This window comes from Acidovorax sp. 69 (assembly GCF_002797445.1).
Classification (GTDB): domain Bacteria; phylum Pseudomonadota; class Gammaproteobacteria; order Burkholderiales; family Burkholderiaceae_C; genus Acidovorax.
The window spans coordinates 4,012,495-4,036,264 of the sequence record NZ_PGEP01000001.1 but is presented as its reverse complement, the minus strand read 5'-3'; the positions used below and the strand labels follow the sequence as shown (position 1 = coordinate 4,036,264).

20 protein-coding genes are annotated in these 23,770 nt (G+C 62.7%); 14 read left to right on the top strand and 6 right to left on the bottom strand.

Annotation, left to right across the window (positions count from 1 at the left end; translation table 11 throughout):
- Positions 1 to 27: 27 nt before the first annotated feature.
- From ugpQ to ugpB, 5 genes are all read right to left on the bottom strand, one after another.
- Positions 28 to 807, bottom strand: coding sequence for a glycerophosphodiester phosphodiesterase (gene ugpQ / locus CLU85_RS18510; RefSeq protein WP_100411548.1), 780 nt, complete (start codon positions 805 to 807; stop codon positions 28 to 30).
- A complete protein-coding gene (gene ugpC / locus CLU85_RS18505; protein WP_100411547.1) occupies positions 804 to 1,814 on the bottom strand; it encodes a sn-glycerol-3-phosphate ABC transporter ATP-binding protein UgpC in 1,011 nt (336 codons plus the stop codon). Before ugpC ends, ugpQ begins: the two co-directional genes overlap by 4 nt.
- Before the next feature lie 68 nt (positions 1,815 to 1,882).
- Entirely contained in the window at positions 1,883 to 2,734 is an 852-nt protein-coding gene (ugpE, locus tag CLU85_RS18500) for a sn-glycerol-3-phosphate ABC transporter permease UgpE (protein WP_100411546.1), read from the bottom strand.
- A gap of 146 nt (positions 2,735 to 2,880) precedes the next feature.
- On the bottom strand, positions 2,881 to 3,762 hold the full coding sequence (ugpA, locus tag CLU85_RS18495) for a sn-glycerol-3-phosphate ABC transporter permease UgpA (RefSeq protein WP_100411545.1): 882 nt from the start codon (positions 3,760 to 3,762) through the stop codon (positions 2,881 to 2,883).
- 120 nt (positions 3,763 to 3,882) lie between these two features.
- Entirely contained in the window at positions 3,883 to 5,193 is a 1,311-nt protein-coding gene (gene ugpB / locus CLU85_RS18490) for a sn-glycerol-3-phosphate ABC transporter substrate-binding protein UgpB (protein WP_100411544.1), read from the bottom strand.
- Positions 5,194 to 5,484: 291 nt separating this feature from the next.
- Between ugpB and serA the strand changes: the two genes are divergently transcribed.
- The 14 genes from serA (at position 5,485) to nudB (ending at position 21,937) form a co-directional block, all read left to right on the top strand.
- Complete coding sequence (gene serA, locus CLU85_RS18485) at positions 5,485 to 6,714, top strand: phosphoglycerate dehydrogenase (protein WP_100411543.1); 1,230 nt, start codon at positions 5,485 to 5,487, stop codon at positions 6,712 to 6,714.
- 122 nt (positions 6,715 to 6,836) lie between these two features.
- Entirely contained in the window at positions 6,837 to 10,751 is a 3,915-nt protein-coding gene (locus CLU85_RS18480; RefSeq protein ID WP_100411542.1) for an FAD/FMN-binding oxidoreductase, read from the top strand.
- The gene (locus CLU85_RS18475) at positions 10,751 to 11,182 is read left to right on the top strand and encodes an HIT family protein (RefSeq protein WP_100411541.1); all 432 of its coding nucleotides are present in this window, start codon (positions 10,751 to 10,753) and stop codon (positions 11,180 to 11,182) included. The genes CLU85_RS18480 and CLU85_RS18475 overlap by 1 nt, the downstream gene beginning before the upstream one ends.
- Before the next feature lie 102 nt (positions 11,183 to 11,284).
- On the top strand, positions 11,285 to 11,710 hold the full coding sequence (locus CLU85_RS18470) for a gamma-butyrobetaine hydroxylase-like domain-containing protein (protein WP_100411540.1): 426 nt from the start codon (positions 11,285 to 11,287) through the stop codon (positions 11,708 to 11,710).
- A 216-nt stretch (positions 11,711 to 11,926) separates the two neighbouring features.
- A complete protein-coding gene (ubiE, locus tag CLU85_RS18465) occupies positions 11,927 to 12,658 on the top strand; it encodes a bifunctional demethylmenaquinone methyltransferase/2-methoxy-6-polyprenyl-1,4-benzoquinol methylase UbiE (protein ID WP_100411539.1) in 732 nt (243 codons plus the stop codon).
- Between the two features lie 36 nt (positions 12,659 to 12,694).
- On the top strand, positions 12,695 to 13,732 hold the full coding sequence (locus CLU85_RS18460; RefSeq protein WP_100411538.1) for a Tim44 domain-containing protein: 1,038 nt from the start codon (positions 12,695 to 12,697) through the stop codon (positions 13,730 to 13,732).
- Between the two features lie 54 nt (positions 13,733 to 13,786).
- The gene (locus CLU85_RS18455) at positions 13,787 to 14,416 is read left to right on the top strand and encodes a hypothetical protein (protein WP_100411537.1); all 630 of its coding nucleotides are present in this window, start codon (positions 13,787 to 13,789) and stop codon (positions 14,414 to 14,416) included.
- Positions 14,391 to 15,977 carry a ubiquinone biosynthesis regulatory protein kinase UbiB gene (gene ubiB / locus CLU85_RS18450; protein WP_100411536.1) on the top strand — a complete coding sequence of 529 codons (1,587 nt, stop codon included), beginning with the start codon at positions 14,391 to 14,393 and terminating at the stop codon, positions 15,975 to 15,977. Before CLU85_RS18455 ends, ubiB begins: the two co-directional genes overlap by 26 nt.
- A 160-nt stretch (positions 15,978 to 16,137) precedes the next feature.
- The gene (locus CLU85_RS18445) at positions 16,138 to 17,589 is read left to right on the top strand and encodes a sodium:solute symporter family protein (protein ID WP_100411535.1); all 1,452 of its coding nucleotides are present in this window, start codon (positions 16,138 to 16,140) and stop codon (positions 17,587 to 17,589) included.
- Between the two features lie 89 nt (positions 17,590 to 17,678).
- Positions 17,679 to 18,023 (top strand): FmdB family zinc ribbon protein, encoded by a 345-nt coding sequence (locus tag CLU85_RS18440; RefSeq protein WP_100411534.1) that lies wholly within the window; start codon positions 17,679 to 17,681, stop codon positions 18,021 to 18,023.
- An 8-nt stretch (positions 18,024 to 18,031) separates the two neighbouring features.
- The gene (locus CLU85_RS18435; RefSeq protein WP_100411533.1) at positions 18,032 to 18,652 is read left to right on the top strand and encodes a DUF502 domain-containing protein; all 621 of its coding nucleotides are present in this window, start codon (positions 18,032 to 18,034) and stop codon (positions 18,650 to 18,652) included.
- A 45-nt stretch (positions 18,653 to 18,697) separates the two neighbouring features.
- Complete coding sequence (aspS, locus tag CLU85_RS18430; protein WP_100411532.1) at positions 18,698 to 20,512, top strand: aspartate--tRNA ligase; 1,815 nt, start codon at positions 18,698 to 18,700, stop codon at positions 20,510 to 20,512.
- A gap of 128 nt (positions 20,513 to 20,640) precedes the next feature.
- Complete coding sequence (locus tag CLU85_RS18425; RefSeq protein ID WP_100411531.1) at positions 20,641 to 21,462, top strand: CsgG/HfaB family protein; 822 nt, start codon at positions 20,641 to 20,643, stop codon at positions 21,460 to 21,462.
- A 13-nt stretch (positions 21,463 to 21,475) separates the two neighbouring features.
- Positions 21,476 to 21,937, top strand: a complete 462-nt coding sequence (nudB, locus tag CLU85_RS18420) for a dihydroneopterin triphosphate diphosphatase (RefSeq protein WP_100411530.1) — start codon at positions 21,476 to 21,478, stop codon at positions 21,935 to 21,937.
- A 15-nt stretch (positions 21,938 to 21,952) separates the two neighbouring features.
- On the opposite strand, the gene CLU85_RS18415 is transcribed toward nudB, so the two are convergent.
- On the bottom strand, positions 21,953 to 23,710 hold the full coding sequence (locus CLU85_RS18415; RefSeq protein ID WP_100411529.1) for a tetratricopeptide repeat protein: 1,758 nt from the start codon (positions 23,708 to 23,710) through the stop codon (positions 21,953 to 21,955).
- Positions 23,711 to 23,770 lie beyond the last annotated feature (60 nt).

Here is a 23,770-nt window from a genome sequence, read left to right as displayed (position 1 = left end):
GGCCTGGTGGCAAGGGCCTTCAGTGGATCAGCCAGCAGCGGGCGAGAAAAGGTCCACCCGGTCGGTGATGATCCCGTCCGTGCCCAGGGCGATGAGCCGCTGTGCGGCCCAGTCGTCGTTCACGGTGTAGCTCAGCGTGCGCATGCCCCAGCCGTGAACCTGCGCCACCAATGCCTTGTTCCACAGCGCGTGGTTGCACACGATGGCCGCACAACCCAGGGCGCGCGCCTGGTCAAAGCAGCCGTCCCACAAGGTGTCGAGCAGCAAGGCCCGCGGAATGTGGGGGGCTGTTTCTTGCGCTCCCGCCAGCGCCTCGGGCCTGAAGGATGAAAACAGTGGCAAGACGGCCTGGCCCTGCCAGAGCCGCGCCGCATGTTCACCCACCACCCGGCCCGTCTTTTCTTCAACGCCTGGTGTGGGCTTGATCTCGATGTTCAGGAAATAGCCATTGGCAATGCAATAGCGCGCCAGGTTCTCCAGCGTGGGAAGGGGTTCGCCCGCATGGCTGCGCGAATGCCAGGCCCCCGCATCGAGCTGTGACAAAGCCGCCCAGGGGTGATCTCCACCCGTGGGGCTTGCCGTGGCGCCCAGCGCCTGCGCGCCGTTGGTGGTGCGGTTCAGCGTGGCGTCGTGCATCAAAAACGGCACACCGTCGCTGCTGAGCTTGGCATCGCACTCGAACATGCGATAGCCGTGTTGCGCACCGAGGCGGAAAGCAGCCAGCGTGTTTTCAGGGGCCAGCTTGCCTGCGCCACGGTGGGCAATCCAGCGCGGGTAAGGCCATGGCGCAAGCAGGGCCGCACTCATGGCGCGATGCGTTTGCCGGTGGTGGCGTCGAAGCTGTGTATGCGGTCGGCGCGCGGCTGTACGTGGATCACAGAATCGGGTGCCGGGGAGTGTGTGCCTTCTTCCACCCGCACGATGATCTGCTCGCCGTTGATGCGGCCGTAGATCAGGCGTTCGGCGCCCAGCAGCTCCACCGTTTCGACCTTGATCTCCCAGCCCTCGCTGCGCACGTCCAGATGCTCGGGGCGGATGCCCAGGATGGTGCCGGGCGCGGCGCTGGGCGCGTTCTTGAGCAGGTTCATCGGCGGTGAGCCGATGAAACTGGCCACGAAGGTGGTGGCGGGCGTGTGGTAGACCTCTTCGGGCGTGCCGAACTGTTCCATGTTGCCGGCGTTCATCACGATCATGCGTTGCGCGAGCGTCATGGCCTCCACCTGGTCGTGGGTCACGAACAGGCTGGTGATGCCCAGTTCGCGGTGCAGCTTCTGGATCTCCAGGCGCGTTTGGGCGCGCAGCTTGGCGTCCAGGTTGGACAGCGGCTCGTCGAACAGGAACACCTGCGGCTGGCGCACGATGGCGCGCCCCATGGCCACGCGCTGGCGTTGGCCGCCCGAGAGTTCGCGTGGCTTGCGTTCGAGCAGGTGGCCCAGTTCGAGGATCTTGGCGGCCTTGTCTACGCGCGCCTTGATCTCGTCCTTGGGCACCTTGGCGATCTTCAGGCCGTAGGCCATGTTCTCGAAGTTCGTCATGTGCGGGTACAGCGCGTAGTTCTGGAACACCATCGCGATGTCGCGCTGGGCGGGTTCCAGGTCGTTGACCACGCGGTCGCCGATGCGCAGTTCGCCGCCGGAGATTTCCTCCAGGCCCGCGACCATGCGCAGCAGGGTGGATTTGCCGCAGCCCGAAGGGCCGACGATGACAACAAATTCACCGTGTTTGACCTCGGCGTTCACGCCGTGGATGACCTGGTTGGCCTTGGGCCCGTGCCCATAGCGTTTGATGATGTTGCGAAGGGAAAGAGATGCCATTTTGCTATTAAATTTGTAGCTGCTAGCGCAGATTGTTAGAGCGGTAGGGGCTTGTTTGAGTGCGGCTTTTACTTTTCGGTGTCCACCAGGCCCTTGACGAACCAGCGTTGCATCACCACCACCACAAAGGCGGGGGGCAGCATGGCCAACAGGGCGGTGGCCATCACGATGTTCCACTCGTTGCCCGCATCGCCGCCAGCCAGCATGCGCTTGATGCCGATGACCACGGGGTACATGTCTTCGGATGTGGTCACCAGCAGCGGCCACAGGTACTGGTTCCAGCCATAGATGAACTGGATCACGAACAGCGCGGCGATGGATGTGCGCGAGAGCGGCACCAGGATGTCCTTGAAAAAACGCATGGGGCCAGCGCCGTCCACACGCGCGGCTTCCACCAGCTCATCCGGTACGGTGAGGAAGAACTGCCGGAACAGGAAGGTGGCTGTGGCCGAGGCGATCAACGGCACCGTGAGGCCCGCATAGCTGTTGAGCATGCCGAGGTCTGACACCACCTGGTAGGTGGGGCCGATGCGCACTTCCACCGGCAGCATCAGCGTGATGAAAATCAGCCAGAAGCAGATGCCCTTGAAAGGAAAGCGGAAGTACACGATGGCAAACGCTGACAGCAGCGAGATCGCGATCTTGCCCAGTGTGATGACGATGGCGGTGACAAAACTCACCCACATCATGCGGGCCACAGGGGCGGTGGAGCCTGCGCCTGCGCCGCCGCCAAACAGGGCGTCGTGGTAGGTCTGCCAGAAGTTGTTGCCGGGCACCAAAGGCATGGGCACCTGCACGATGTCCTGCGCGGTGTGCGTGGAGGCCACAAAGGCCAGGTACAGAGGGAAGCCGACGATGATCACGCCCAGCACCATGATGAGGTGCGAGAACGCGGTGAGATAAGGACTACGTTCAACCATTGGAATCTTTCAGAACCGAAGGGTGGCCCACGGCGCTTGGAGAGGACACGCTGCAGGCCAGGGCCGCCGAGCAAGGGCCGCCCCGCCGAGAGGGCGGCGTCCCCCTGGAGGGGGAAGGCGCGAAGCGACTCAGGGGGTGCTTCATATCAATACTGCACTTTCTTCTCGACGTAGCGAAATTGGATGACCGTGAGCACGACCACGATGGCCATCAGCACCACCGATTGCGCGGCCGATCCCCCCATGTCCATGGCCTTGAAGCCATCGTGGTAGACCTTGTAGACCAGGATCGACGTGTCGCGACCCGGGCCGCCCTGCGTGGTTGAGTCCACGATGGCGAAGGTGTCGAAGAAGGCATACACCACGTTGATCACCAAGAGGAAGAACGTGGTGGGCGACAGCAGCGGGAACTGGATGCTCCAGAACCGGCGCCAAGGACCTGCGCCATCAATGGCGGCTGCTTCGATCAGCGACTTGGGGATGGACTGCAGGCCCGCGAGGAAGAACAGGAAGTTGTAGGAGATCTGCTTCCACACCGCCGCGATCACGATCAGCGCCATGGCATGGTCGGCATTGAGCAAGTGGTTCCAGTCAAAGCCCGATTGGCGCAGCATGTAGGCCACCACGCCCAGCGATGGCGAGAACATGAACATCCACAGCACACCCGCCACGGCAGGTGCCACGGCGTAGGGCAGCAGCAGCGCCGTCTTGTAGATGAGTGCGCCCTTGATGATGCGGTCGGCAAAGATCGCCAGAAACAGCGACAGGCTGATGCCGCTCACCGCCACCAGGATGGAGAAGAACGCGGTGGTCTTGAACGACGCCAGGTACCCGGGGTCTTCAAAAAGGGTTTTGAAGTTGTCCAGCCCTACCCATTCCCGGGAGAAACCGAAGGTGTCCTGCATCTGGAATGACTGCACCAGGGCCTGGCCTGCGGGCCAGAAGAAGAAGACGCTGACGATGGCCAGCTGGGGCGCCAGAAGTACCCAGGGCAGCCATGCGGAGCGGAAAAGTACGCGTTTTTCCATATCGGAACTCTCAAAAAGAAAACCCCGCCGCCCCGTGAACCAAAGTGGTTGACGGGGCGGCGGGCTTGGGGTGCCGTCCGGTATTGCGACCGGACGGCACCCACAGACGTTGGGCGAACGTTATTTGTTGGCGCGTGCGAAGCGGGCCAGTTGCTCGTTGCCGCGTGTGACAGCGGTGTCCAGGGCCTCCTTGGCAGTCTTCTTGCCAGACCAGATCTGTTCGGTTTCCTCGTCAATGATGGAGCGCACCTGCACGAAGTTTCCGAGGCGGATGCCGCGCGACTTGTCGGTGGCCTTGCGGATCATCTGCGTCACGGCCACGTCAGTGCCGGGGTTCTTTTCATAGAAGCCCGATGCTTCGGTCAGTTTGTAGGCTCCCATGGTCACAGGCAGGTAGCCTGTGCGCTGGTGGCTGGCAGACTGGATCTTGGTGTCGTTCAGGAAGTTCAGGAAGTCGGCCACGCCCTTGTACTCTTCGGCCTTCTTGCCGGACATCACCCACAGGCTGGCACCACCGATGGCCGTGTTCTGGGGGGCGCCCTTCACATCTGGGTAGTAGGGAAGGGTGGAGATGCCGTAGGCGAACTTGGCTTCCTTGGCCACGCGGGCGTACAGGCCGGACGAGCCGGTGATCATGGCGCACTCACCCGATGGGAACGAGGCATCTGGCGCGTTGGCGCGACCCTTGTAGACGAAGCTGCCTTCCTTGGAGGCCTTGGCCAGGTTCTCGAAGTGGCGCACGTGCAGCGGGGTGTTGATCTGCAGCTGAGCATCGTTGCCGTCAAAACCGTTGTTCTTGGATGCGAACAGTGTGTTGTGCCACAACGAGAAGCTTTCGAGCTGCGTCCAGCTGATCCAGCTGGTGGTGAAAGGGCAGCTGTGGCCGCTGGCCTTGAGCTTGGAGGCCGCCGCGAACACTTCGGGCCAGGTCTTGGGCGGCTTTTCGGCGTCCAGACCGGCCTTCTTGAAGGCGTCCTTGTTGTAGTAGAAGATGGTGGTGGAGCTGTTGAGCGGGTAGCTCAGCATCTGGCCGTTGGGTGCCGTGTAGTAGCCCGCCACTGCCGACACGTACTGAGTGGGGTCGAACTTGAAGCCGGCGTCACTCATGACCTTGGCAGCAGGCACGATGGCGCCCTTGCTGGCCATCATGGTGGCGGTGCCCACTTCAAACACCTGGATGATGTGGGGTGCATTGCCCGCGCGGAATGCTGCGATGGCGCCTGTCATGGATTCGTCATAGGTGCCCTTGTAAGTAGGCACGACCTTGTACTTGGTTTGGCTGGCGTTGTACTGCTTGGCCAGATCGTTGACCCAGTCGCCGAGTGCAGCGCTCATCGAGTGCCACCACTGAATTTCGACCTGCTGCGCCTGCGCAGGTGCGCAGACGGACAGCGCGATGGCTGCAGAGAGCGCCAGATGCTTGAGTTGCATGTATGTATCTCCAAGAATGACGAAATGCACAAAAGCCGAAGGGTATTCAGCCGATGTGACGGGAGTGTGTCGTTGTCGCAGACGCCTTGGCCTGTAACAACGGGGGAAACCCCGTGGGATGCCCGCAAGGGGTGCGATTGTGACCTTTATGTGACAGTCATGCGGCCATTTGCCGAGTGCTGCAAGGTTTTGTGCGATGCACCATGCTTGGTGCATAGTGGCGTCAGTCACTTCGTGGGCGACCCCGTTTGTCAATGGTGCCGTCCTTCATCCATTCATCTTTTCACTGCCATGGCCACCAATTCGCTGGACAAGAACAAAATCAAATTTTTGTTGCTGGAGGGCATTCACTCCTCTGCGGTGGACGTGATCCGTGCGGCGGGGTACACCCAGATCGAAACGGTATCGGGCGCACTGCCGGATGAAGAACTCAAGCGCAAGATCGCAGACGTGCACTTTGTGGGCATCCGCTCGCGCACGCAGCTCACCGAAGACGTTTTTGCCCATGCCCACAAGCTGGTGGCCGTGGGATGTTTTTGTATTGGCACCAACCAGGTGGACCTGAACGCGGCGCGCGAGCGCGGCATTGCGGTATTTAACGCGCCCTATTCCAACACCCGCTCGGTGGCCGAGCTGGTGCTGGCCGAGGCCATCCTTCTGCTGCGCGGTATCCCTGAAAAAAACGCGGTGGCGCACCGGGGCGGCTGGCTCAAGTCGGCTGACAACGCCTACGAGATCCGGGGCAAGACCCTGGGCATCGTGGGCTACGGCTCCATCGGCACGCAGCTCTCGGTGCTGGCCGAGGCGCTGGGTATGCACGTGGCGTTTTTTGATGTGGTCAACAAGCTGCCCCTGGGCAATGCCCGCCAGGTGCAGCACTTGCACGACTTGCTGGGCCAGAGCGACATCGTGAGCCTGCATGTGCCCGAGCTGCCGTCCACTGAGGGAATGATGGGCGTGGCCGAGATTGCCGCCATGAAGCCCGGCGGCATCCTCATCAATGCTGCACGCGGCACGGTGGTGGATATCGAGGCCCTGGCGGAGGCGCTCAAGGCCAAGAAGCTGCTGGGAGCGGCCATCGACGTGTTCCCGGTCGAGCCGCGTACCAACAAGGATGAGTTCCAGTCGCCGCTGCGCGGGCTGGACAACGTGCTGCTGACGCCCCACATCGGTGGCTCCACCATGGAGGCGCAGGCCAATATCGGCCTCGAAGTGGCGGAAAAGCTCGTGAAGTACAGCGACAACGGCACCAGCACCTCGTCGGTCAATTTCCCCGAGGTGGCGCTGCCTGCCCACCCCGGCAAGCACCGTCTGCTGCACATCCACCGCAACGTGCCGGGTGTGCTGTCGGAGATCAACCGCATCTTCTCGGACAACCAGATCAACGTCTCGGCCCAGTACCTGCAGACCAACGAGAAGATCGGCTATGTGGTCATCGACATCGATGCCGCCTCGTCCGATCTGGCGCTGGACAAACTCGCGCAGGTCAGTGGCACGCTGCGCAGTCGCGTGCTGTTCTGACCCCCGGACGGCCACTTGTGCCCAGTGCAGAGTGGCCCCCTCCCGGCAAGGGCAGGGCCGCTGGCTTAAAATCACGCCCCCAAGGCTCATGGGCGCACTGCGCCCGCCCCAGGTTGACCCCCATGAATGTTCCGATTGCGTTGGCTGCCTTGCAGACGCAGGCTGCCGAGCCTGCGCGTCTGCGCGAAATTCCCTATAACTACACCTCGTTCTCCGACCGGGAGATCGTGATCCGGCTGCTGGGCTCTCCATCCTGGGAAGTGCTGGACCAACTGCGCAAGGAGCGCCGCACGGGCCGCTCGGCCCGCATGCTGTATGAAGTGCTGGGCGACATCTGGGTGGTCCAGCGCAACCCCTATCTGCAAGACGACCTGCTGGACAACCCCAACCGCCGTAAGCTGCTGGTCGATGCCCTGCAGCACCGTCTGGGCGAGATCGAAAAACGCCGCACCCCCGCCGACGACGCCGAGCGCGACCGCCTGGTGGGCGAATTGGTGGTGGCCGCGCGCCGTGCCGTGGCGGAATTCAATGCCACTTTTGAGCAGGCTGCGCAGTTGCGGCGCCAGATCCAGAAGACGCTGGGCCGCCTCACGGCCAAGGACAACATCAAGTTTGATGGCCTCTCGCGCGTGAGCCACGTGACCGATGCGACCGACTGGCGTGTGGAGTACCCGTTCGTGGTGCTGGTGCCCGATACCGAGACCGAGATGGCCTTGCTGGTCAAGGGCTGTATCGAGCTGGGCCTGACCATCATCCCGCGTGGGGGTGGCACGGGTTACACGGGCGGCGCTATTCCACTGACCTGGAAGAGCGTGGTCATCAACACCGAAAAGCTCGAAGCCATGACCGAGGTGGAGATGCGCCGCCTGCCGGGCATGGACCGCGATGTGGGCACGGTGTGGACCGAAGCCGGCGTGGTCACCCAGCGCGTGGCCGATGCCGCCGAGCGCGCAGGCTTCGTGTTTGCCGTGGACCCGACCAGCGCCGAAGCCTCGTGTATTGGCGGCAATATCGCCATGAATGCAGGTGGCAAAAAGGCCGTGTTATGGGGCACGGCACTCGACAATCTGGCGAGCTGGCGCATGGTGACGCCCGACGCCCAATGGCTCGAAGTCACGCGGCTGGACCACAACATGGGCAAGATCCATGACGTGGATGTGGCCACGTTTGAGCTGCAGTATTTCCAGGCGGACGGCAAGACGCCCGTGCGCTCAGAGCGCCTGGCCATTCCCGGCAAAACCTTCCGCAAAGAGGGTCTTGGCAAGGACGTGACGGACAAGTTCCTGGCGGGCCTGCCCGGCATCCAGAAGGAAGGCTGTGACGGCCTCATCACCAGCGCGCGCTGGGTGGTCCACCGCATGCCCGAGCACACGCGCACCGTGTGCCTGGAGTTTTTTGGCAACGCCAAGGATGCCGTGCCTTCCATTGTGGAAATCAAGGACTTCATGTTCGCCGAGCAAAAGCGCAGCGGCGTGTTGCTGGCCGGCCTGGAGCATCTGGACGACCGCTACCTGAAGGCCGTGGGTTATGCCACCAAGAGCAAGAAGGGCAACGGCGGCCTGCCCAAGATGGTGCTGATCGGCGATATTGCCGGTGACAACGCCGACGACGTGGCCCGCGTGACCAGCGAGGTCGTGCGCCTGGCCAACACCCGCAGTGGTGAGGGCTTTGTGGCCATCACGGCCGACGCGCGCAAGAAGTTCTGGGCCGACCGCAAGAAAACGGCCGCCATCAGCCGCCACACCAACGCCTTCAAGATCAACGAGGACGTGGTGATCCCGCTGCCGCGCATGGCCGAGTACACCGATGGCATCGAGCGCATCAACATCGAGCTCTCCCTGCGCAACAAGATCAAGCTGTGCGATGCGCTGACGGAGTTCTTTGAACGTGGCAATCTGCCTTTGGGCAAACACGACGCCGACGACGAGGTGCCCTCGCCGGAGTTGCTGCAGGAGCGGGTAGCCCAGGCCATTGGCCTGGTGGAAGAGGTGCGTGCCCTGTGGCAGGGTTGGCTGCACGGCGTGGAAACGCTGTTCCCCCAGTTGCAGGACCACACGCTGCGCGCGAGCTGGAAGACCCAGTTGCGTGCGCCGCTGCAAGGCATCTTCACCGGCGCGGCCTTCAAGCCCATCCTGGACGAGGCCACGGCCATCCACAAGCGCGTGCTCAAGGGCCGTGTGTGGGTGGCGCTGCACATGCATGCCGGCGACGGCAACGTGCACACCAACCTCCCTGTCAACAGTGACGACTACGAGATGCTGCAGACCGCCCACGAAGCGGTGGCGCGCATCATGGTGCTGGCGCGCAGTCTGGATGGCGTGATCTCGGGCGAACACGGCATCGGTATCACCAAGCTCGAATTCCTGACCGACGAGGAGCTGCGGCCCTTCGCCGAGTACAAGCAGCGCGTGGACCCTGAGGGCCGCTTCAACAAGGGTAAATTGCTCCGAAATAAGGAGCTTTCAGGGCATGCTGGACAAGCGCAAGCGGCTAATTTTGCTTCTGCCCCACTGTTGCACGCTGATCTGACCAACGCCTACACCCCCAGCTTTGGCCTCATGGGCCATGAGTCGCTGATCATGCAGCAGAGCGACATTGGCGCCATCGCCGATTCGGTCAAGGACTGCCTGCGCTGCGGCAAGTGCAAGCCGGTGTGCGCCACGCATGTGCCACGCGCCAACCTGCTCTACAGCCCGCGCAACAAGATCCTGGCCACCTCTTTGCTGGTCGAGGCGTTTTTGTACGAAGAGCAGACGCGCCGGGGCGTGAGCATCAAGCACTGGCAAGAATTTGAGGACGTGGCGGACCACTGCACGGTGTGCCATAAGTGCGAGAGTCCTTGCCCGGTGAAAATCGACTTCGGCGATGTGACCATGAACATGCGCAACCTGTTGCGCAAGATGGGCAAGAAGAGTTTCCGCCCGGGCAACGCGCTGGCGATGACGATGCTGAACGCCACCAACCCGGACACCATCAAGTTCTTGCGCTCTGCCATGGTGGATGTGGGCTTCAAGGCCCAGCGGATGGCTGTGGACCTGCTGCGCAAGGTGGGCCGCAAGCAGACCGCCAAGCCCCCGGCCACGGTGGGCACGGCTCCAATCAAGGAGCAGGTGATTCACTTCATCAACAAGAAGCTACCCGGTGGCTTGCCCAAGAAGACGGCACGGGCGCTGCTCGATATCGAGGACAAGGACTACGTGCCGATCATCCGCAACCCGCAGGCCACGACGGCCGAGACGGAGGCGGTGTTCTACTTTCCCGGCTGTGGATCGGAGCGCCTGTTCAGCCAGGTGGGCCTGGCTACGCAAGCCATGCTTTGGCACACCGGTGTGCAAACCGTGTTGCCACCGGGCTATCTGTGCTGCGGCTACCCGCAACGCGGCTCGGGCCAGTTCGACAAGGCCGAGAAGATGATCACCGACAACCGGGTGCTCTTCCACCGCGTGGCCAATACGCTCAACTACCTCGATATCAAGACGGTGGTGGTCAGCTGCGGCACGTGCTACGACCAGTTGCAGGGCTACGAATTCGACAAGATCTTCCCGGGCAGCCGGATCATCGACATCCACGAATACCTGCTCGAAAAAGGTGTCAGCCTGCAGGGCAAGGGCGCCTACCTGTACCACGAGCCCTGCCACAACCCCATGAAGCTGCAGGACTCGATGAAGACCGTGAAGGCCCTCGTGGGCGAGCAGGTGCTCAAGAGCGAGCGCTGCTGCGGCGAGTCCGGCACGCTGGGCGTGACGCGGCCCGACGTGTCGACCCAGGTGCGTTTCCGCAAGGAAGAAGAGATCAAGAAGGGCGAGGCGCAGTTGCGCGCCAGCGGCGCGGTCGGCGCTCAGGACAACGTGAAAATTCTCACGAGCTGCCCGAGCTGCCTGCAAGGCTTGACCCGCTATGGCGACGACCTGCAGAACGGTCTCCTGGAGGCGGATTACATCGTGGTCGAGATGGCGCGCGAGATTTTGGGTGAGAACTGGATGCCCGACTACGTGCACCTTGCCAACAACGGTGGCATTGAGCGGGTGTTGGTCTGATGGTCTGCCCTTTGTGCGCTGAAGACGGGGGCGCACTGGTCTGGCGCGGTGAGCGCCTGCGTGTCATTCGCGCTCAGGAGGCGGGGTTTCCTGCCTTCTACCGCGTGGTGTGGAACGCGCATGTGGCTGAGTTTTCTGACCTGACTGCGGCCGAACGCGCCCACTGTATGGAGGCCGTGACGGTGGTGGAGCAGGCCCTGCGCCAGCACCTGTCGCCTGCCAAGATCAACATCGCGGCGCTGGGCAACATGGTGCCGCACCTGCACTGGCACGTGATTGCGCGCTTTGACTGGGACAGCCACTTCCCATCGCCCGTGTGGGCGGCTGCGCAGCGGCCCAGTCCGGCGGCGCAAGAGGCTGCCGTGCTGGCGCTGCTGCCAGCGCTCGATAGCGCCCTGTGCGTGCAACTGCCAGATTTGGCAGCAGTGTGACGAGCGCATTGCTGTGCACCCACCCCAGGGGCTGCTTGTTTTTAGCCGGGTGGGACAATCGCAGTAGGCTTTTCTGACAACAGTTTTTTCACAGGGGTTTCCATGGCAGGTTTGAAAACGGGGGCTCCCACGCCACAGGCCATCACGGTACACGAGGCGTCGCGGGTGCTCGAAGTGGGTTTCTCTGATGGCGCCACGTTCCGCATCCCGTTTGAGCTGATGCGTGTGTACTCGCCGTCTGCCGAAGTGCAGGGCCACGGCCCGGGCCAGGAGGTGCTGCAGACAGGCAAGCGCAACGTGGGGTTGGTCAATCTGGAGCCTGTGGGCAACTACGCCGTCAAGCCCACGTTCTCTGACGGCCACGACAGCGGCATCTTCACCTGGGATTACCTGTATGAACTGGGCCAGCAGCAGCAAGTGCTGTGGACCCAGTACACAGAGCGGCTGGCGGCTGCCGGGGCAGATCGCGATGCGCCCATGTCGCCCAAGGGCGGAGCAGGGGGCGGGCACGCCTGCGGCGGCCACTGAGGTTGTGCAGGCAGGCCTTGTTTCCTGCGAAGCCCCGAAGCCGGTGCAAACCCCTGTCTCTCAAGGTGCTATTGAAAGAGTAGCTTCCAGCGCAATATACATAAGCGCTAGCGGCTCTTTTCTCTTCAATGGCGTTGTCCAAATTGCGACAGATGCCCCAATACAGTGCGGGGTTGTCGCTGTACCTCTGGCGCCCACGCGCCTAGCATGATTCTTATGAGCACCACGCATTTTGGTTTTCAGTCGGTGGAAGAACAGGAAAAGGCACGCCGCGTGCGCGGTGTGTTCGACTCCGTGGCCTCCAAATACGATGTGATGAACGACCTCATGTCGGCGGGCATGCACCGTGCCTGGAAGGCCTATACGGTGATGGTGGCCAACCTCAGCGAAGGCAGCCAGGTGCTCGATATTGCGGGCGGCACGGGCGACCTGGCGCTGGCGTTTTCCAAGAAGGTGGGTGCATCGGGCCGTGTGGTGCACACCGACATCAATGAAGCCATGCTGCGCGTGGGGCGCGACCGCCTGATCGATGCAGGGGTGGTGCTGCCCACGCTGGTCTGCGATGCGGAGAAACTGCCGTTCCCAGACGCCCATTTTGACGTGGTGAGCGTGGCTTTTGGCCTGCGCAACATGACACACAAGGACCAGGCCATCGCCGAGATGTGCCGAGTGCTCAAGCCCGGCGGCAAGCTGCTGGTGCTTGAATTTTCGAAGGTGGCCAAGCCTCTGGAGAAGGTGTACGACTGGTATTCGTTCAAGGTGTTGCCCCAGCTGGGCAAATTGGTGGCGGGCGATGACGCCAGCTATCGCTACCTGGCCGAGTCCATTCGGATGCACCCAGGGCAGGAAGAGCTCAAAAGCCTCATGCAAAAAAATGGCTTTGGGCATGTGGACTATCACAACATGACGGGGGGAATTGTGGCCCTCCATGTTGGAATCAAGTGCTGAGCGGTTTGCTCGGGAAATAACGGAGACGGAGAAGTCATGATGAAACTGTGGTCTGTGGTGTTGGTTGCGATGCTGGCGTTTGCACACGCCGATGCCGACGCTGCGCGGCGACTGGGTGGTGGCAAATCGCTGGGCAAGCAGTCAAGCAATGTCACCCAGCGCGAGTCGGCAACGCCGCCCGCCACACCCGGTGCTCCTGCCCAAAATGTCACCAACGCGGCTGCGGCGAAGCCGGCTGCCGCAGCGCCTGCAGCGACCCCTGCCGTGCCCGCCAAGAAGCCTTGGGGCGCCATGCTGGGCGGCTTGGCCGCCGGTTTGGGTCTTGCCTGGCTGGCCCATTCGTTGGGTCTGGGGGCCGGTTTCGGCAACATCCTCATGATTGCGCTGTTGGCGTTCGCTGCATTCGCCGTCTTCAAGATGGTGATGCGCGCCCGCAGTGGCGGTGGTGGTAACAGCGGCGCTGCCGCAGGTGGCGCGCCGTTTGCGTTCCAGGGCGCTGGTGCGGCTTCGCCTGCTGCCGCTCAGGTGCCTCCGCAGTACAGCCCCAACAACGTGGGCAATGACGCTTCGGCGCGTCCCTGGGAACGCAGCAGCATGGCATTTGACGCCTCGCGCGGTGCACAGGGGGGCGCGGGAACGGGCGTGGTCATTGGTTCCGGGCTGTCAGGTTCGCAGAACTGGGGTGTCCCGGCTGATTTCGATACCGAAGGCTTCCTGACTGCTGCCAAGCGCAACTTTGTCACGCTGCAGGCCGCATGGGACAGTTCGGACATCAACACCTTGCGCTCCATGATGACCGACAGCATGCTCGACGAAATTCGTACCCAGTTGTCCGAACGTGAAGCGCATCGGGGCGTGCAGCCCAACCACACCGATGTGGTCATGATCGAAGCGCAACTGCTGGGCATCGAAGAATTGGGCGACGGCTATATGGCCAGCGTCGAGTTCTCCGGCATGATCCGCGAAGAGCCTTCGGCCGGTCCGAGCCCCTTCCGTGAGGTCTGGAACATGACCAAGCCCAAGGTGGGCAGCAGCAGCGGCTGGCTGGTCGCAGGCGTGCAGGCGCTTCAGTAACAAAGCAGAGCCCCCGCTGTGGGGCTATCCCAGTTCAGGGAATAATCGGGGACTATGGCAACACCACAGTCCCCTTTTTCGTTTCTGGACGGCCTCTTTGAGCGGGTAGCCGCCGGGCCGCAACCCCCGCAATGGCTGGTGCACGAGATGCAACAGCGCATGGTGCTGTTCCTGAACCATGTCCTCATGCAGGAGAAGGAGGCCATGGACCGCCTGGTGCGGCAAAAAGGGCGCATCGCCCAGGTGCAATGGCGTGTCTATTCGCTGGCGTTGGTCATTACGCCCGCCGGATTGTTCAATCTGGCGCCTGAGGCTGCCGTGCCAGACCTGCGTCTGGATGTGACCGAAACATCACCGCTGACCCTGGCCCAGGGAGCACTGCGGGGCGATAAGCCCGCCATTCGGATTGAAGGGGACGTGCAACTGGCCGCCGAAATCAACTGGCTGGTCGATCATGTGCGCTGGGATGTCGAGGAAGACCTGGCCCGTGTGGTGGGCGACGCACCCGCACACACTGTGGCGCAGTTTGCCAGCCGTGGGGCGCAGGCATTGCGCCAGTTCGTGGGTTCGCGCATGGCGGCCAGTGCCACACCCTCAGCCGCGTCGGCGCCCTCGTCCCACGCGGTGTCTGTGCCTTTGGCACCGTTGTCGCCGACCGGTGGATCCGACCGGGCCGACGCATGAAGCGCTTGTTTCGGGGGCGGCCATCCTGTGGGTGGTGTTCCGTTTCGGCCTCGACGGTCTGGTGCTCGACAGCTTTCAGAAGCCCTGGCTGCGGATGATTTCGCGCATCGTGTCGGTTGGGCGCAACCTGGATGCGCCGCGCGGCCAGCGCCTGCGTGAAGCGCTGGAACAGTTGGGCCCCATTTTTGTCAAGTTCGGCCAGGTGCTGTCCACGCGGCGCGACCTGCTGCCTGCCGACATTGCTGATGAACTGGCGCGTTTGCAGGACCGGGTTCCCCCCTTCGACCCGGACATCGCGATCGCCACCATCGAGCGTGCGTTTCGCCGACCGGTGGACGCGGTTTTTACCTCGTTTGATCGCATCCCAGTGGCCAGTGCGTCGATTGCCCAGGTGCATTTCGCTACGCTGAAAGACCGCCAGGGCATCGAGCGCGAGGTGGCTGTGAAGGTGCTGCGTCCTGGCATGTTGCCGGTGATCGAGAAAGACCTGAGTCTCATGCGGATGATGGCCGGCTGGGTGGAGGGGTTGTCTGCCGATGGCAAGCGCCTCAAGCCCCGCGAGGTGGTGGCCGAGTTCGATAACTACCTGCACGACGAACTGGACCTGGTGCGTGAGGCCGCCAACGCCGCGCAGTTGCGCCGCAACATGACGGGGCTGGACCTGGTGTTGATCCCTGAGATGTTCTGGGACTTCTGCCACCCGGAGGTCATGGTGATGCAGCGCATGAATGGCGTGCCGATCAGCCAGATCGAGCGCCTGCGTGATGCCGGGGTGGACATCCCCAAGCTGGCGCGCGATGGCGTCACGATCTTTTTTACCCAAGTGTTCCGCGACGGCTTCTTTCATGCCGACATGCACCCAGGCAACATCCAGGTGAGCCTGGAGCCTGCCACCTTCGGGCGCTACATCTCTCTCGATTTCGGCATCGTGGGCACACTCACCGAATCGGACAAGGAATACCTGGCACAGAACTTCGTGGCTTTTTTCCGCCGCGACTACAAACGGGTGGCCGAGCTGCACATCGAAAGTGGCTGGGTGCCGGCTGACACGCGTGTGAACGATCTCGAATCGGCCATCCGCGCGGTGTGCGAGCCCTACTTTGATCGCCCGCTCAAGGAAATCTCGCTGGGCATGGTGTTGATGCGCCTGTTCCAGACCTCGCGCCGGTTCCAAGTCGAAATCCAGCCACAGCTGGTGCTGCTGCAAAAAACGCTGCTCAACATCGAGGGCCTGGGCCGCGAGCTGGACCCGGAGCTGGATCTGTGGAGCACCGCCAAGCCGTTCCTCGAAAAATGGATGCTGGAGCAAATGGGCCCCCAGCGCCTGTTGCGCGAGCTGCGCGCCGAGGCGCCGCACTATGCCAAGCTGATTCCCGAGCTGCCGCGTCTGGTGTATGACGCTCTGCGGCAGCGCCCGGCAGACCAGCAGCATGCGCTGCGCGAGCTGCTGGATGCACAAAAACGCACCAACCGCTTGCTGCAGTCCATCATCTACGGCGGGCTCGGTTTTGTGCTGGGTCTGCTGGCGATGCAGCTCTTCATGCGGGTGCGGGTTTTTTGAGGCACAAAAGTTGCCTTCATAATCCTCTGCAATTTTTGTGACGAATTTGGTAGAGGGGCTAGAGCCCCGTGGTGTTCAGGTGCCGCAGCGTGGCCATGCGAAACGCCCGGTGCGCGCCCTGTGAATTTCGCAACCACCCCTGGAGTTTTGGAGCGGCGCCATGCTGTTGTCATTCATCGTTCTGTACCTGCTGATTTCTATAGGCGTGGGCCTGTATGCAGCGACCCGCGTGCACAACACGGCCGACTATGCGGTGGCCGGGCGCAGTCTTCCCCTGGCCGTGGTGATCGCCACCACGTTCGCCACCTGGTTTGGCTCAGAAACCGTGCTGGGAGTCTCGGCCCGCTTCGTGGACGGCGGCCTGGGTGCCGTGGTGGAAGACCCCTTTGGTGCCTCCATGTGCCTGGTGCTGGTCGGGCTCTTCTTTGCCTACAAGCTCTACCAGAAGAACCTGATTACCCTGGGCGACTATTACCGCCAGCGGTATGGGCGGGTGATCGAGGTGACATGCTCGTTCATCATCATGTTCAGCTACCTGGGCTGGGTGGCGGCGCAGATCACGGCGTTGGGGCTGGTGTTCAATCTGCTCACCCAAGGGAGCGTGTCCGTCACCTGGGGCATGGTCATCGGGACGGTGGTGGTGCTGGTTTACACGCTGTATGGCGGTATGTGGTCGGTGGCCATGACCGATTTTGTGCAGATGATCGTGATTGGTGTGGGCCTGCTGGCCATTGCCTGGTACGCGGCCGATCTGGCCGGTGGTGCGGGCAAGGTGGTCGAGTTTGCGGCCCGCGAGGGCAAGTTGCAGTTTTTCCCGACCGGCGGACTCAAAGAGTGGACTTTTTTCATTGCGGCCGCCATCACCATGATGCTCGGCTCCATCCCTCAGCAGGACGTTTTCCAGCGCGTCATGTCTTCCAACAGCGCCGAGACTGCGCGCAAAGGCCCCGTGATCGGGGGGCTGCTGTACCTGATATTTGCCTTCATCCCCATGTTTGTGGTGACGGCGGCCGTGCTGATCATGCCCGAAACGGCCCAGGCGCTGCTCAAGGACGACCCACAGAAAGTGTTGCCTACCTTGGTGATGGAGCGCATGCCGTTGATGCTGCAGGTGGCGTTTTTTGGAGCACTTCTCTCGGCCATCATGTCCACCGCCTCGGCCACCTTGCTGGCGCCTTCCACCACGTTTGTGGAGAACATCCTGCACAACCTGCGTCCCGGCATGACCGACCCACAGACCCTCAAGGCCATGCGGATCTCGGTGCTGGTGTTCACGGGCTGCGTGTTGACGTACGCCATCACGATGCAGGGCACGTCGATCTACGAGCTGGTGTCCGGCGCCTACCAGGTGCCCTTGGTCGGGGCGTTTGTTCCACTGGTTTTTGGCCTTTACTGGAAGCGCGCCACCACCCAGGGGGCGCTGTTGGCGGTCACGATGGGCTTGGGCGTGTGGCTGCTGTTTTTGGCCAGTCCCATGCTGTCGCAGGCCTTCCCGCAGCAACTGGCCGGCGTGTTGGCGGCACTGGTGGGGATGCTGGGCGGCTCGTTGGCTCCGCAGTGGATTGCAGACCACAAGGGCCATGTCACCCATTACGAAGGCAGCGCCAGCTGAATGCCAGGCCCGGTGCCGGTGGCGCAGGGCTTGAGGATGGGCATGCCGCCTATAATTGAGGGTTTTGCACTTTCCCTCAACACACTGACATGCCTATTTACGCCTACAAATGCGGCTCCTGTGGCCATGCCAAGGATGTGCTGCAAAAAATCTCCGACACGCCCCTGACGGTATGTCCCGCCTGCGGCGCAGAGGCTTTCTCCAAACAGGTCACTGCGGCTGGTTTCCAGCTCAAGGGCTCGGGCTGGTATGTGACCGATTTTCGCGGCGGCAACAGCGGCAGTTCTGCGCCAGCCGCCGATACCAAGACCGAGTCCAAGACTGAGGCCGCAGCACCTGCGCCTGCCGGCACAGGCGATGCTCCTAAAAAAGAAGCTTCTAGCGCAAGTACATCGAGCGCTGGCGGTGGTTCTTCCTCTACTTCGTCGAGCTGAGTACCTGCATGGCTGCCTTGCGCAAATGGCTTTTGACAGGTCTTCTGGTGATCGTGCCAGGGGTCATTACGGCGTGGGTGCTCAACTGGATTGTGAGCACGCTCGACCAGACCCTGCAGATACTGCCCGGCGCGTGGCAACCCGACAAGCTGCTGGGGGTGCATGTGCCCGGCTTCGGTGTGATCCTCACGCTGCTGATTTTGCTGGTGGTGGGCGCCATTGCCAGCAACTTTGCGGGCCGCAAGCTCGTGCAGTGGGGCGATGCGCTGGTACACCGCATTCCTGTGGTGCGCTCGATCTATTCCAGCGTCAAGCAGGTGTCGGACACACTGTTTTCCGAGAGCGGCAATGCCTTTCGCAAGGCTGTGCTGGTGCAATGGCCCCGCGAGGGCGTCTGGACTGTGGCCTTTGTCACGGGGGCGCCCAATGGCGAAGTGGCCGCTTACCTGCGTGACGAATTCGTCAGTGTGTATGTGCCCACCACCCCCAACCCTACTGGCGGGTATTTTGTGATGCTGCGCAAGAGTGACTGTGTCGAACTCGACATGAGCGTGGACAGCGCCCTCAAATACATCGTCTCAATGGGTGTGGTCGCTCCGGCAGACCCCACGCTCTCCCCACCGAAGTAAATCTCTTTCAACGTCAACGCGCCCTGCGGCGCCGGAAGTTTTGTCATGGCCATGCGTTCCCACTATTGCGGTCTTGTGACCGAAGCCCTGCTGGGCCAAACCGTTACCCTGTCGGGCTGGGTGAACCGCCGCCGCGACCACGGTGGTGTGATCTTCATCGACCTGCGCGACCGCGAAGGTTACGTGCAGGTGGTGTGCGACCCCGACCGCGCCGAGATGTTCAAGATCGCCGAAGACGTGCGCAACGAGTTCTGCGTTCAGGTCAAGGGCGTGGTGCGCGCCCGTCCTGCAGGCACCACCAACGACAAGCTCAAGACCGGCCAGATCGAAGTGCTGTGCCATGAGCTGAATGTGCTCAACCCCTCGGTCACGCCTCCGTTCCAGATCGACGAAGAAAACCTGTCGGAAACCACGCGCCTCACACACCGCGTGCTGGACCTGCGCCGCCCGTACATGCAGAACAACTTGATGCTGCGCTACAAGGTGTCCATGGAAGTGCGCAAGTTTCTGGACGCCAATGGTTTCATCGACATCGAAACCCCCATGCTGACCAAGAGCACGCCCGAAGGCGCGCGCGACTATCTGGTGCCAAGCCGCGTTCACGACGGCCACTTCTTTGCGCTGCCCCAGTCGCCCCAGTTGTTCAAGCAGCTGCTGATGGTGGCGGGCTTTGACCGTTACTACCAGATCACCAAGTGCTTCCGCGACGAAGACCTGCGTGCTGACCGCCAGCCTGAATTCACCCAGATCGATATCGAAACATCGTTCATGGAAGAGCAGGACATCCGTGACATGTTCCAGGGCATGATCAAGACGGTGTTCCAGAACACGCTGGGCGTGGACCTGGGCGAGTTCCCTGTCATGACCTACCAGGACGCTGCGCGCCTGTACGGCTCCGACAAGCCCGACCTGCGCGTGAAGCTCGAATTCACCGAGCTGACCGACGTGATGAAGGACGTCGACTTCAAGGTGTTCTCCGGCGCCGCCACCATGAAGAACGGCCGCGTAGTGGGCCTGCGCGTGCCAGGTGGTTCGGTCGAAGGTGGCGGCATCAGCCGTGGCGAAATCGACGCCTACACCGAGTTCGTCAAGATCTACGGTGCCAAGGGTCTGGCCTACATCCGCGTCAATGAGCTGGCCAAGGGCCGCGATGGCCTGCAAAGCCCCATCGTGAAGAATATCCACGATGTGGCCCTGCAAGCGGTGTTGGAGCGCACGGGCGCTCAGGACGGCGATCTGATCTTCTTTGGCGCGGACAAGGAAAAGGTGGTCAACGACGCCATTGGTGCCCTGCGCCTCAAGATCGGCCACAGCGAGTTTGGCAAGAAAAACGGTCTGTTCGAAAGCCGCTGGGCGCCACTGTGGGTGGTGGACTTCCCGATGTTCGAGTTCGACGAAGAGAACCAGCGCTACACCGCCGTGCACCACCCCTTCACAGCGCCCAAGGACGGCCATGAAGACTGGATGGTCACCGCGCCCGAGAAGTGCATCTCCAAGGGCTACGACATGGTGCTCAATGGCTGGGAAATGGGTGGCGGTTCCGTCCGTATCCACCGCGCCGATGTGCAGCAGAAGGTGTTTGACGCCCTCAAGATCACACCGGAAGAAGCGCAGCAGAAGTTCGGCTTCCTGCTCGACGCCCTGCAATACGGCGCGCCTCCGCACGGTGGCCTTGCCTTCGGTCTGGACCGCATCGTGACGCTGATGACTGGTGCAGAGTCGATCCGCGACGTGATCGCTTTCCCCAAGACCCAGCGCGCCCAGTGCCTGCTCACGCAGGCACCATCGCCTGTGGACGAAAAACAGTTGCGCGAACTGCACATTCGTTTGCGCAACCCGGATGCGGTCACGGCCGCCTGATTCAGCGCGGCCCGCCAACGGTTTCATTCGTAGCGTCGATGCACCCAGGCATCGCATCCAGAGCGGCACGGGCCCAGCGCCCGCGCCGCTTTTTTCATGGCTGAATTCAATTCGGAAGGAAGACCTCCATGTATTCGTTGACCTTACGGGCCCTGGCTGTTGGTGCCGTGTTGTTGGCCCTCACGGGGTGCGGTGAGAAGAAAACCGAGCTCGGCCAAGGGGGCTCGGTGGTCACTGGCTCTGCGGGCCCGCAGGGTGCCCAGAACGCCGCCCGCGAGCTGGTGCGTTGCAATGCGCCGGTGGCCACGCTGGCCCTGGCTGAAAACCCCAACGGGTACATCATGGGCTCGGGCTATCAGTTGCCATCTTCTCCGGTGCCCCTGGTCAAGCTGCTGGCGCAGCAGAGCGGATGTTTTCGGGTGGTAGACCGGGCTGCTGGGTTGCGCGGAACAGTTCAGGAGCAGGAGCTGAAAGACGCGGGGGTGCTGCGCCAGCAGAACTCCACGGTGGCCAAGGGCAAGGGCTACGAGGCCCAATACACGCTCACCCCCAGCCTCACCTTCAGCGAGCAGGACGCCGGGCGCGGGCTGGCCGGTGTGGTGGCGATGATCCCGGTGCTGCGCGACATTGCCGGTCTGGCCGGCCTGGTGGAACAGGTCAAGTTCAAGGAGGCGCAGACCGCCTTGCTGCTCTCCGACAACGAAACCACCGAGCAGGTCGCTGCCGCCACGGGTTCTGCGCGCACCACCGACCTGGGCGTGGGCGGGTTGGTGTTTGGCAAGCTGGGTGGAGGCGCCGGCGCAGGCTGGAGCAACACCAATGAGGGCAAGGTGATTGCCGCTGCGTTTCTGGATGCGCACAACCAGTTGGTCGTTCAGGTGAGGGCGTTGCAGGCCAAGACCTTGCCGCCGCCCGTGCCCACGGCACAACGAGCGACTGCAGGCGGCTGAGGCGGGGCTGGTTGTGCTGCCGCCCTTCAAGATCCCGGAATCGGTGCTGGTGGTCATCCACACCCCGGCACTGGATGTCCTGCTGATCCGCCGTACGGGGGGTGAGGGCCATTGGCAGTCAGTCACCGGGAGCAAGGACTTTATCGCCGAGCCCTTCGAATGCACGGCCCGGCGAGAGGTGGCCGAAGAAACCGGCATGGACACTGCGGCTTCCGGTTGCCTGTTGACCGATTGGGCGCTGGAGAACCTCTATGACATCTGGCCTCAATGGCGCCACCGCTATGCGCCCGGCGTGGTGCGCAACCGCGAAAGGGTGTTTGGCCTGTGTGTGCCCGCCGGTACGCCCGTGCTGTTGAGCCCGCGCGAGCACGATGCTTTTGAGTGGCTGCCCTGGCAGCGCGCGGCCGACCGTTGCTTTTCGGCCTCCAACGCAGAGGCGTGTTTGCTCTTGCCCCGGTTCACGCCCCGCGCTTGACGGTGGTGGGTGGTGTCAGAGGGGGCGCAGGCGCGATGCTTCAGCCGGGTCCGGGTCGTCACCCGGGTCTGCGGGGGGCAATGGGCTGCTGTCCTGGGGTGATGGCGAGATGCGCGTAGCGGCTCCATCCACCGCGCCTCGCGCCCGCAGCACGACCCCACCGGGGCGCCGTTCGCTGTCCTGCCCCAGGATGGCGCGTGTGGGAGCGCTGCCCATGCGCTGGCGCAGCGTATCAATGGCTTCTTGCAGTGGCTCTGGCGATGGTATGCGGGCGCTGTGCCGCAGCAGCACCTGCTGCGACATGTCCAGCAGTTTGGAGTTGAGTGTGCGTTCTGCCTGCTCAAGCAGGTTGTGCACGGCGCCGGTCGGGTCGCCCCCCAGGCTTTTCGCCATGGCAACCTCGGCAGATTTGTTGATCTGTTGCAGGCAATCGCGCACCAGGTCGCCATAGGGGGCGTGCAGGCTGCAGGCGTTGGCCATCAGCTCGGTCAGCCCACGCGTGTTGGCGTAGCGCATGCCCAGTGCACGCACCCAGCTCTCGCCCTCGGATAGCTCGATGGACGTTACGGCCAGCACCGCCAGCAGGCTGCCCAGGTTGCAGGCGGCTTCGAAGTCGAAGCTGCTGGCCGTGATTTCGCGGGCCATGGCGCGGACGGACTCCACGGCATGTGAAAACTGTCGCTGCTGGATGAGCTGCAGCGTCCGTGCCACTTCGGCAAAGCGCTGTACGCGTGCGCTGTGGTGGTGCCGCTCCAGAATGCGGGCGAAATCGGCCATGCAGCGTTCAATGCCCTTGCGGTCGTTGTCGGCGTAATACGAAAACGTCAGCAACACCAGTGACTGGTAGTCGAACAGTTTTGAATCGATGCCCAGCATGGTCGCGCGCGACAGTACCTTGGTGGCCGTTTCGCGATCGCCCATGTAGTACGACATCATTCCCAGCTTCTGCAGCCGCACCACCGAATCGGGCGTCAGGCCGCTGGCCGTGCGGTAGGTCTCGATGGCCTGCGAGAAGTTGCCCAGCTCCACCTGCGCGCGGCCCAGCACATCGTAGGCATCGGCAAACGAGGCGTCTTCGCCGATGAGCTCCTGCAGTGTGGTGATGGCACGGGCCGCCTGGCCCGACTCGATCTGCGCGCGCGCCACGCCCAGTTTGGCCCAGGGCAGGGCGCGGGCCGCGATCACGGCCTCGAACAACGCGCGCGCCTCGTCGTGTCGGCCCAACCGCAGCAGCAACTCGGAGCCAATGCGCGCGGCATACAGCCAATAGGGCTGGCGCGACTCGAAGCGCTCCACGCACAGGCGGGCCGCCTGTTCGTAGTCCTCGGCCTCGATGGCGTCGAAGATGGGCTTGAGGTGGATCTTGCGCAGGCGTGCCAGGCCCAACCGTTCAAACAACGCGCTGGGTGTGAAGGGCTTGAGCAGATACCCATCGAGCGCCGACTCGGCGGCCTCGGCCACTGCGGCGTAGGACGCCTCGGCGGTGACCATGAAGAACACGGTGGAAAACGGCAGCAACTGTGCGCGCCGCAGATCGTCCAGCAGCGTCTGGCCCGAGTAGTTGGCGTCTCCAAAGGACTGGTCGCACAGCACGTAGTCGAACACCGTGTGCTCCAACCGGCTGCGGGCGTCTTGCACCCGCGAGCACTGCACGATGCGGGTCACGCCGTACTCGCGCAGCTGCCCCACCAGAATGCTGCGCGATGTGGCATTGCTGTCAACAATCAGCGCCAGCACCGGGGACGGGGCTGAGGGTTCTTTTTCGGTGGCCATCGGGGTAGGGACCGGCGTGGCAGCTCAGTGGTGGATGGTATCTGAGTGTAACGGGGTGGG

Coding starts and splice junctions, on each gene's coding strand:
- CLU85_RS18440 (WP_100411534.1), top strand. CDS start 17,679: ATGCCTATTTACGCCTACAAATGCGGCTCCTGTGGCCATGCCAAGGAT.
- CLU85_RS18480 (WP_100411542.1), top strand. CDS start 6,837: ATGAATGTTCCGATTGCGTTGGCTGCCTTGCAGACGCAGGCTGCCGAG.
- CLU85_RS18435 (WP_100411533.1), top strand. CDS start 18,032: ATGGCTGCCTTGCGCAAATGGCTTTTGACAGGTCTTCTGGTGATCGTG.
- serA (WP_100411543.1), top strand. CDS start 5,485: ATGGCCACCAATTCGCTGGACAAGAACAAAATCAAATTTTTGTTGCTG.
- ugpE (WP_100411546.1), bottom strand. CDS start 2,734: ATGGTTGAACGTAGTCCTTATCTCACCGCGTTCTCGCACCTCATCATG.
- ugpA (WP_100411545.1), bottom strand. CDS start 3,762: ATGGAAAAACGCGTACTTTTCCGCTCCGCATGGCTGCCCTGGGTACTT.
- ugpB (WP_100411544.1), bottom strand. CDS start 5,193: ATGCAACTCAAGCATCTGGCGCTCTCTGCAGCCATCGCGCTGTCCGTC.
- CLU85_RS18460 (WP_100411538.1), top strand. CDS start 12,695: ATGATGAAACTGTGGTCTGTGGTGTTGGTTGCGATGCTGGCGTTTGCA.
- CLU85_RS18455 (WP_100411537.1), top strand. CDS start 13,787: ATGGCAACACCACAGTCCCCTTTTTCGTTTCTGGACGGCCTCTTTGAG.
- CLU85_RS18445 (WP_100411535.1), top strand. CDS start 16,138: ATGCTGTTGTCATTCATCGTTCTGTACCTGCTGATTTCTATAGGCGTG.
- CLU85_RS18425 (WP_100411531.1), top strand. CDS start 20,641: ATGTATTCGTTGACCTTACGGGCCCTGGCTGTTGGTGCCGTGTTGTTG.
- ugpC (WP_100411547.1), bottom strand. CDS start 1,814: ATGGCATCTCTTTCCCTTCGCAACATCATCAAACGCTATGGGCACGGG.
- CLU85_RS18470 (WP_100411540.1), top strand. CDS start 11,285: ATGGCAGGTTTGAAAACGGGGGCTCCCACGCCACAGGCCATCACGGTA.
- CLU85_RS18475 (WP_100411541.1), top strand. CDS start 10,751: ATGGTCTGCCCTTTGTGCGCTGAAGACGGGGGCGCACTGGTCTGGCGC.
- ubiE (WP_100411539.1), top strand. CDS start 11,927: ATGAGCACCACGCATTTTGGTTTTCAGTCGGTGGAAGAACAGGAAAAG.
- CLU85_RS18415 (WP_100411529.1), bottom strand. CDS start 23,710: ATGGCCACCGAAAAAGAACCCTCAGCCCCGTCCCCGGTGCTGGCGCTG.
- aspS (WP_100411532.1), top strand. CDS start 18,698: ATGGCCATGCGTTCCCACTATTGCGGTCTTGTGACCGAAGCCCTGCTG.
- ugpQ (WP_100411548.1), bottom strand. CDS start 807: ATGAGTGCGGCCCTGCTTGCGCCATGGCCTTACCCGCGCTGGATTGCC.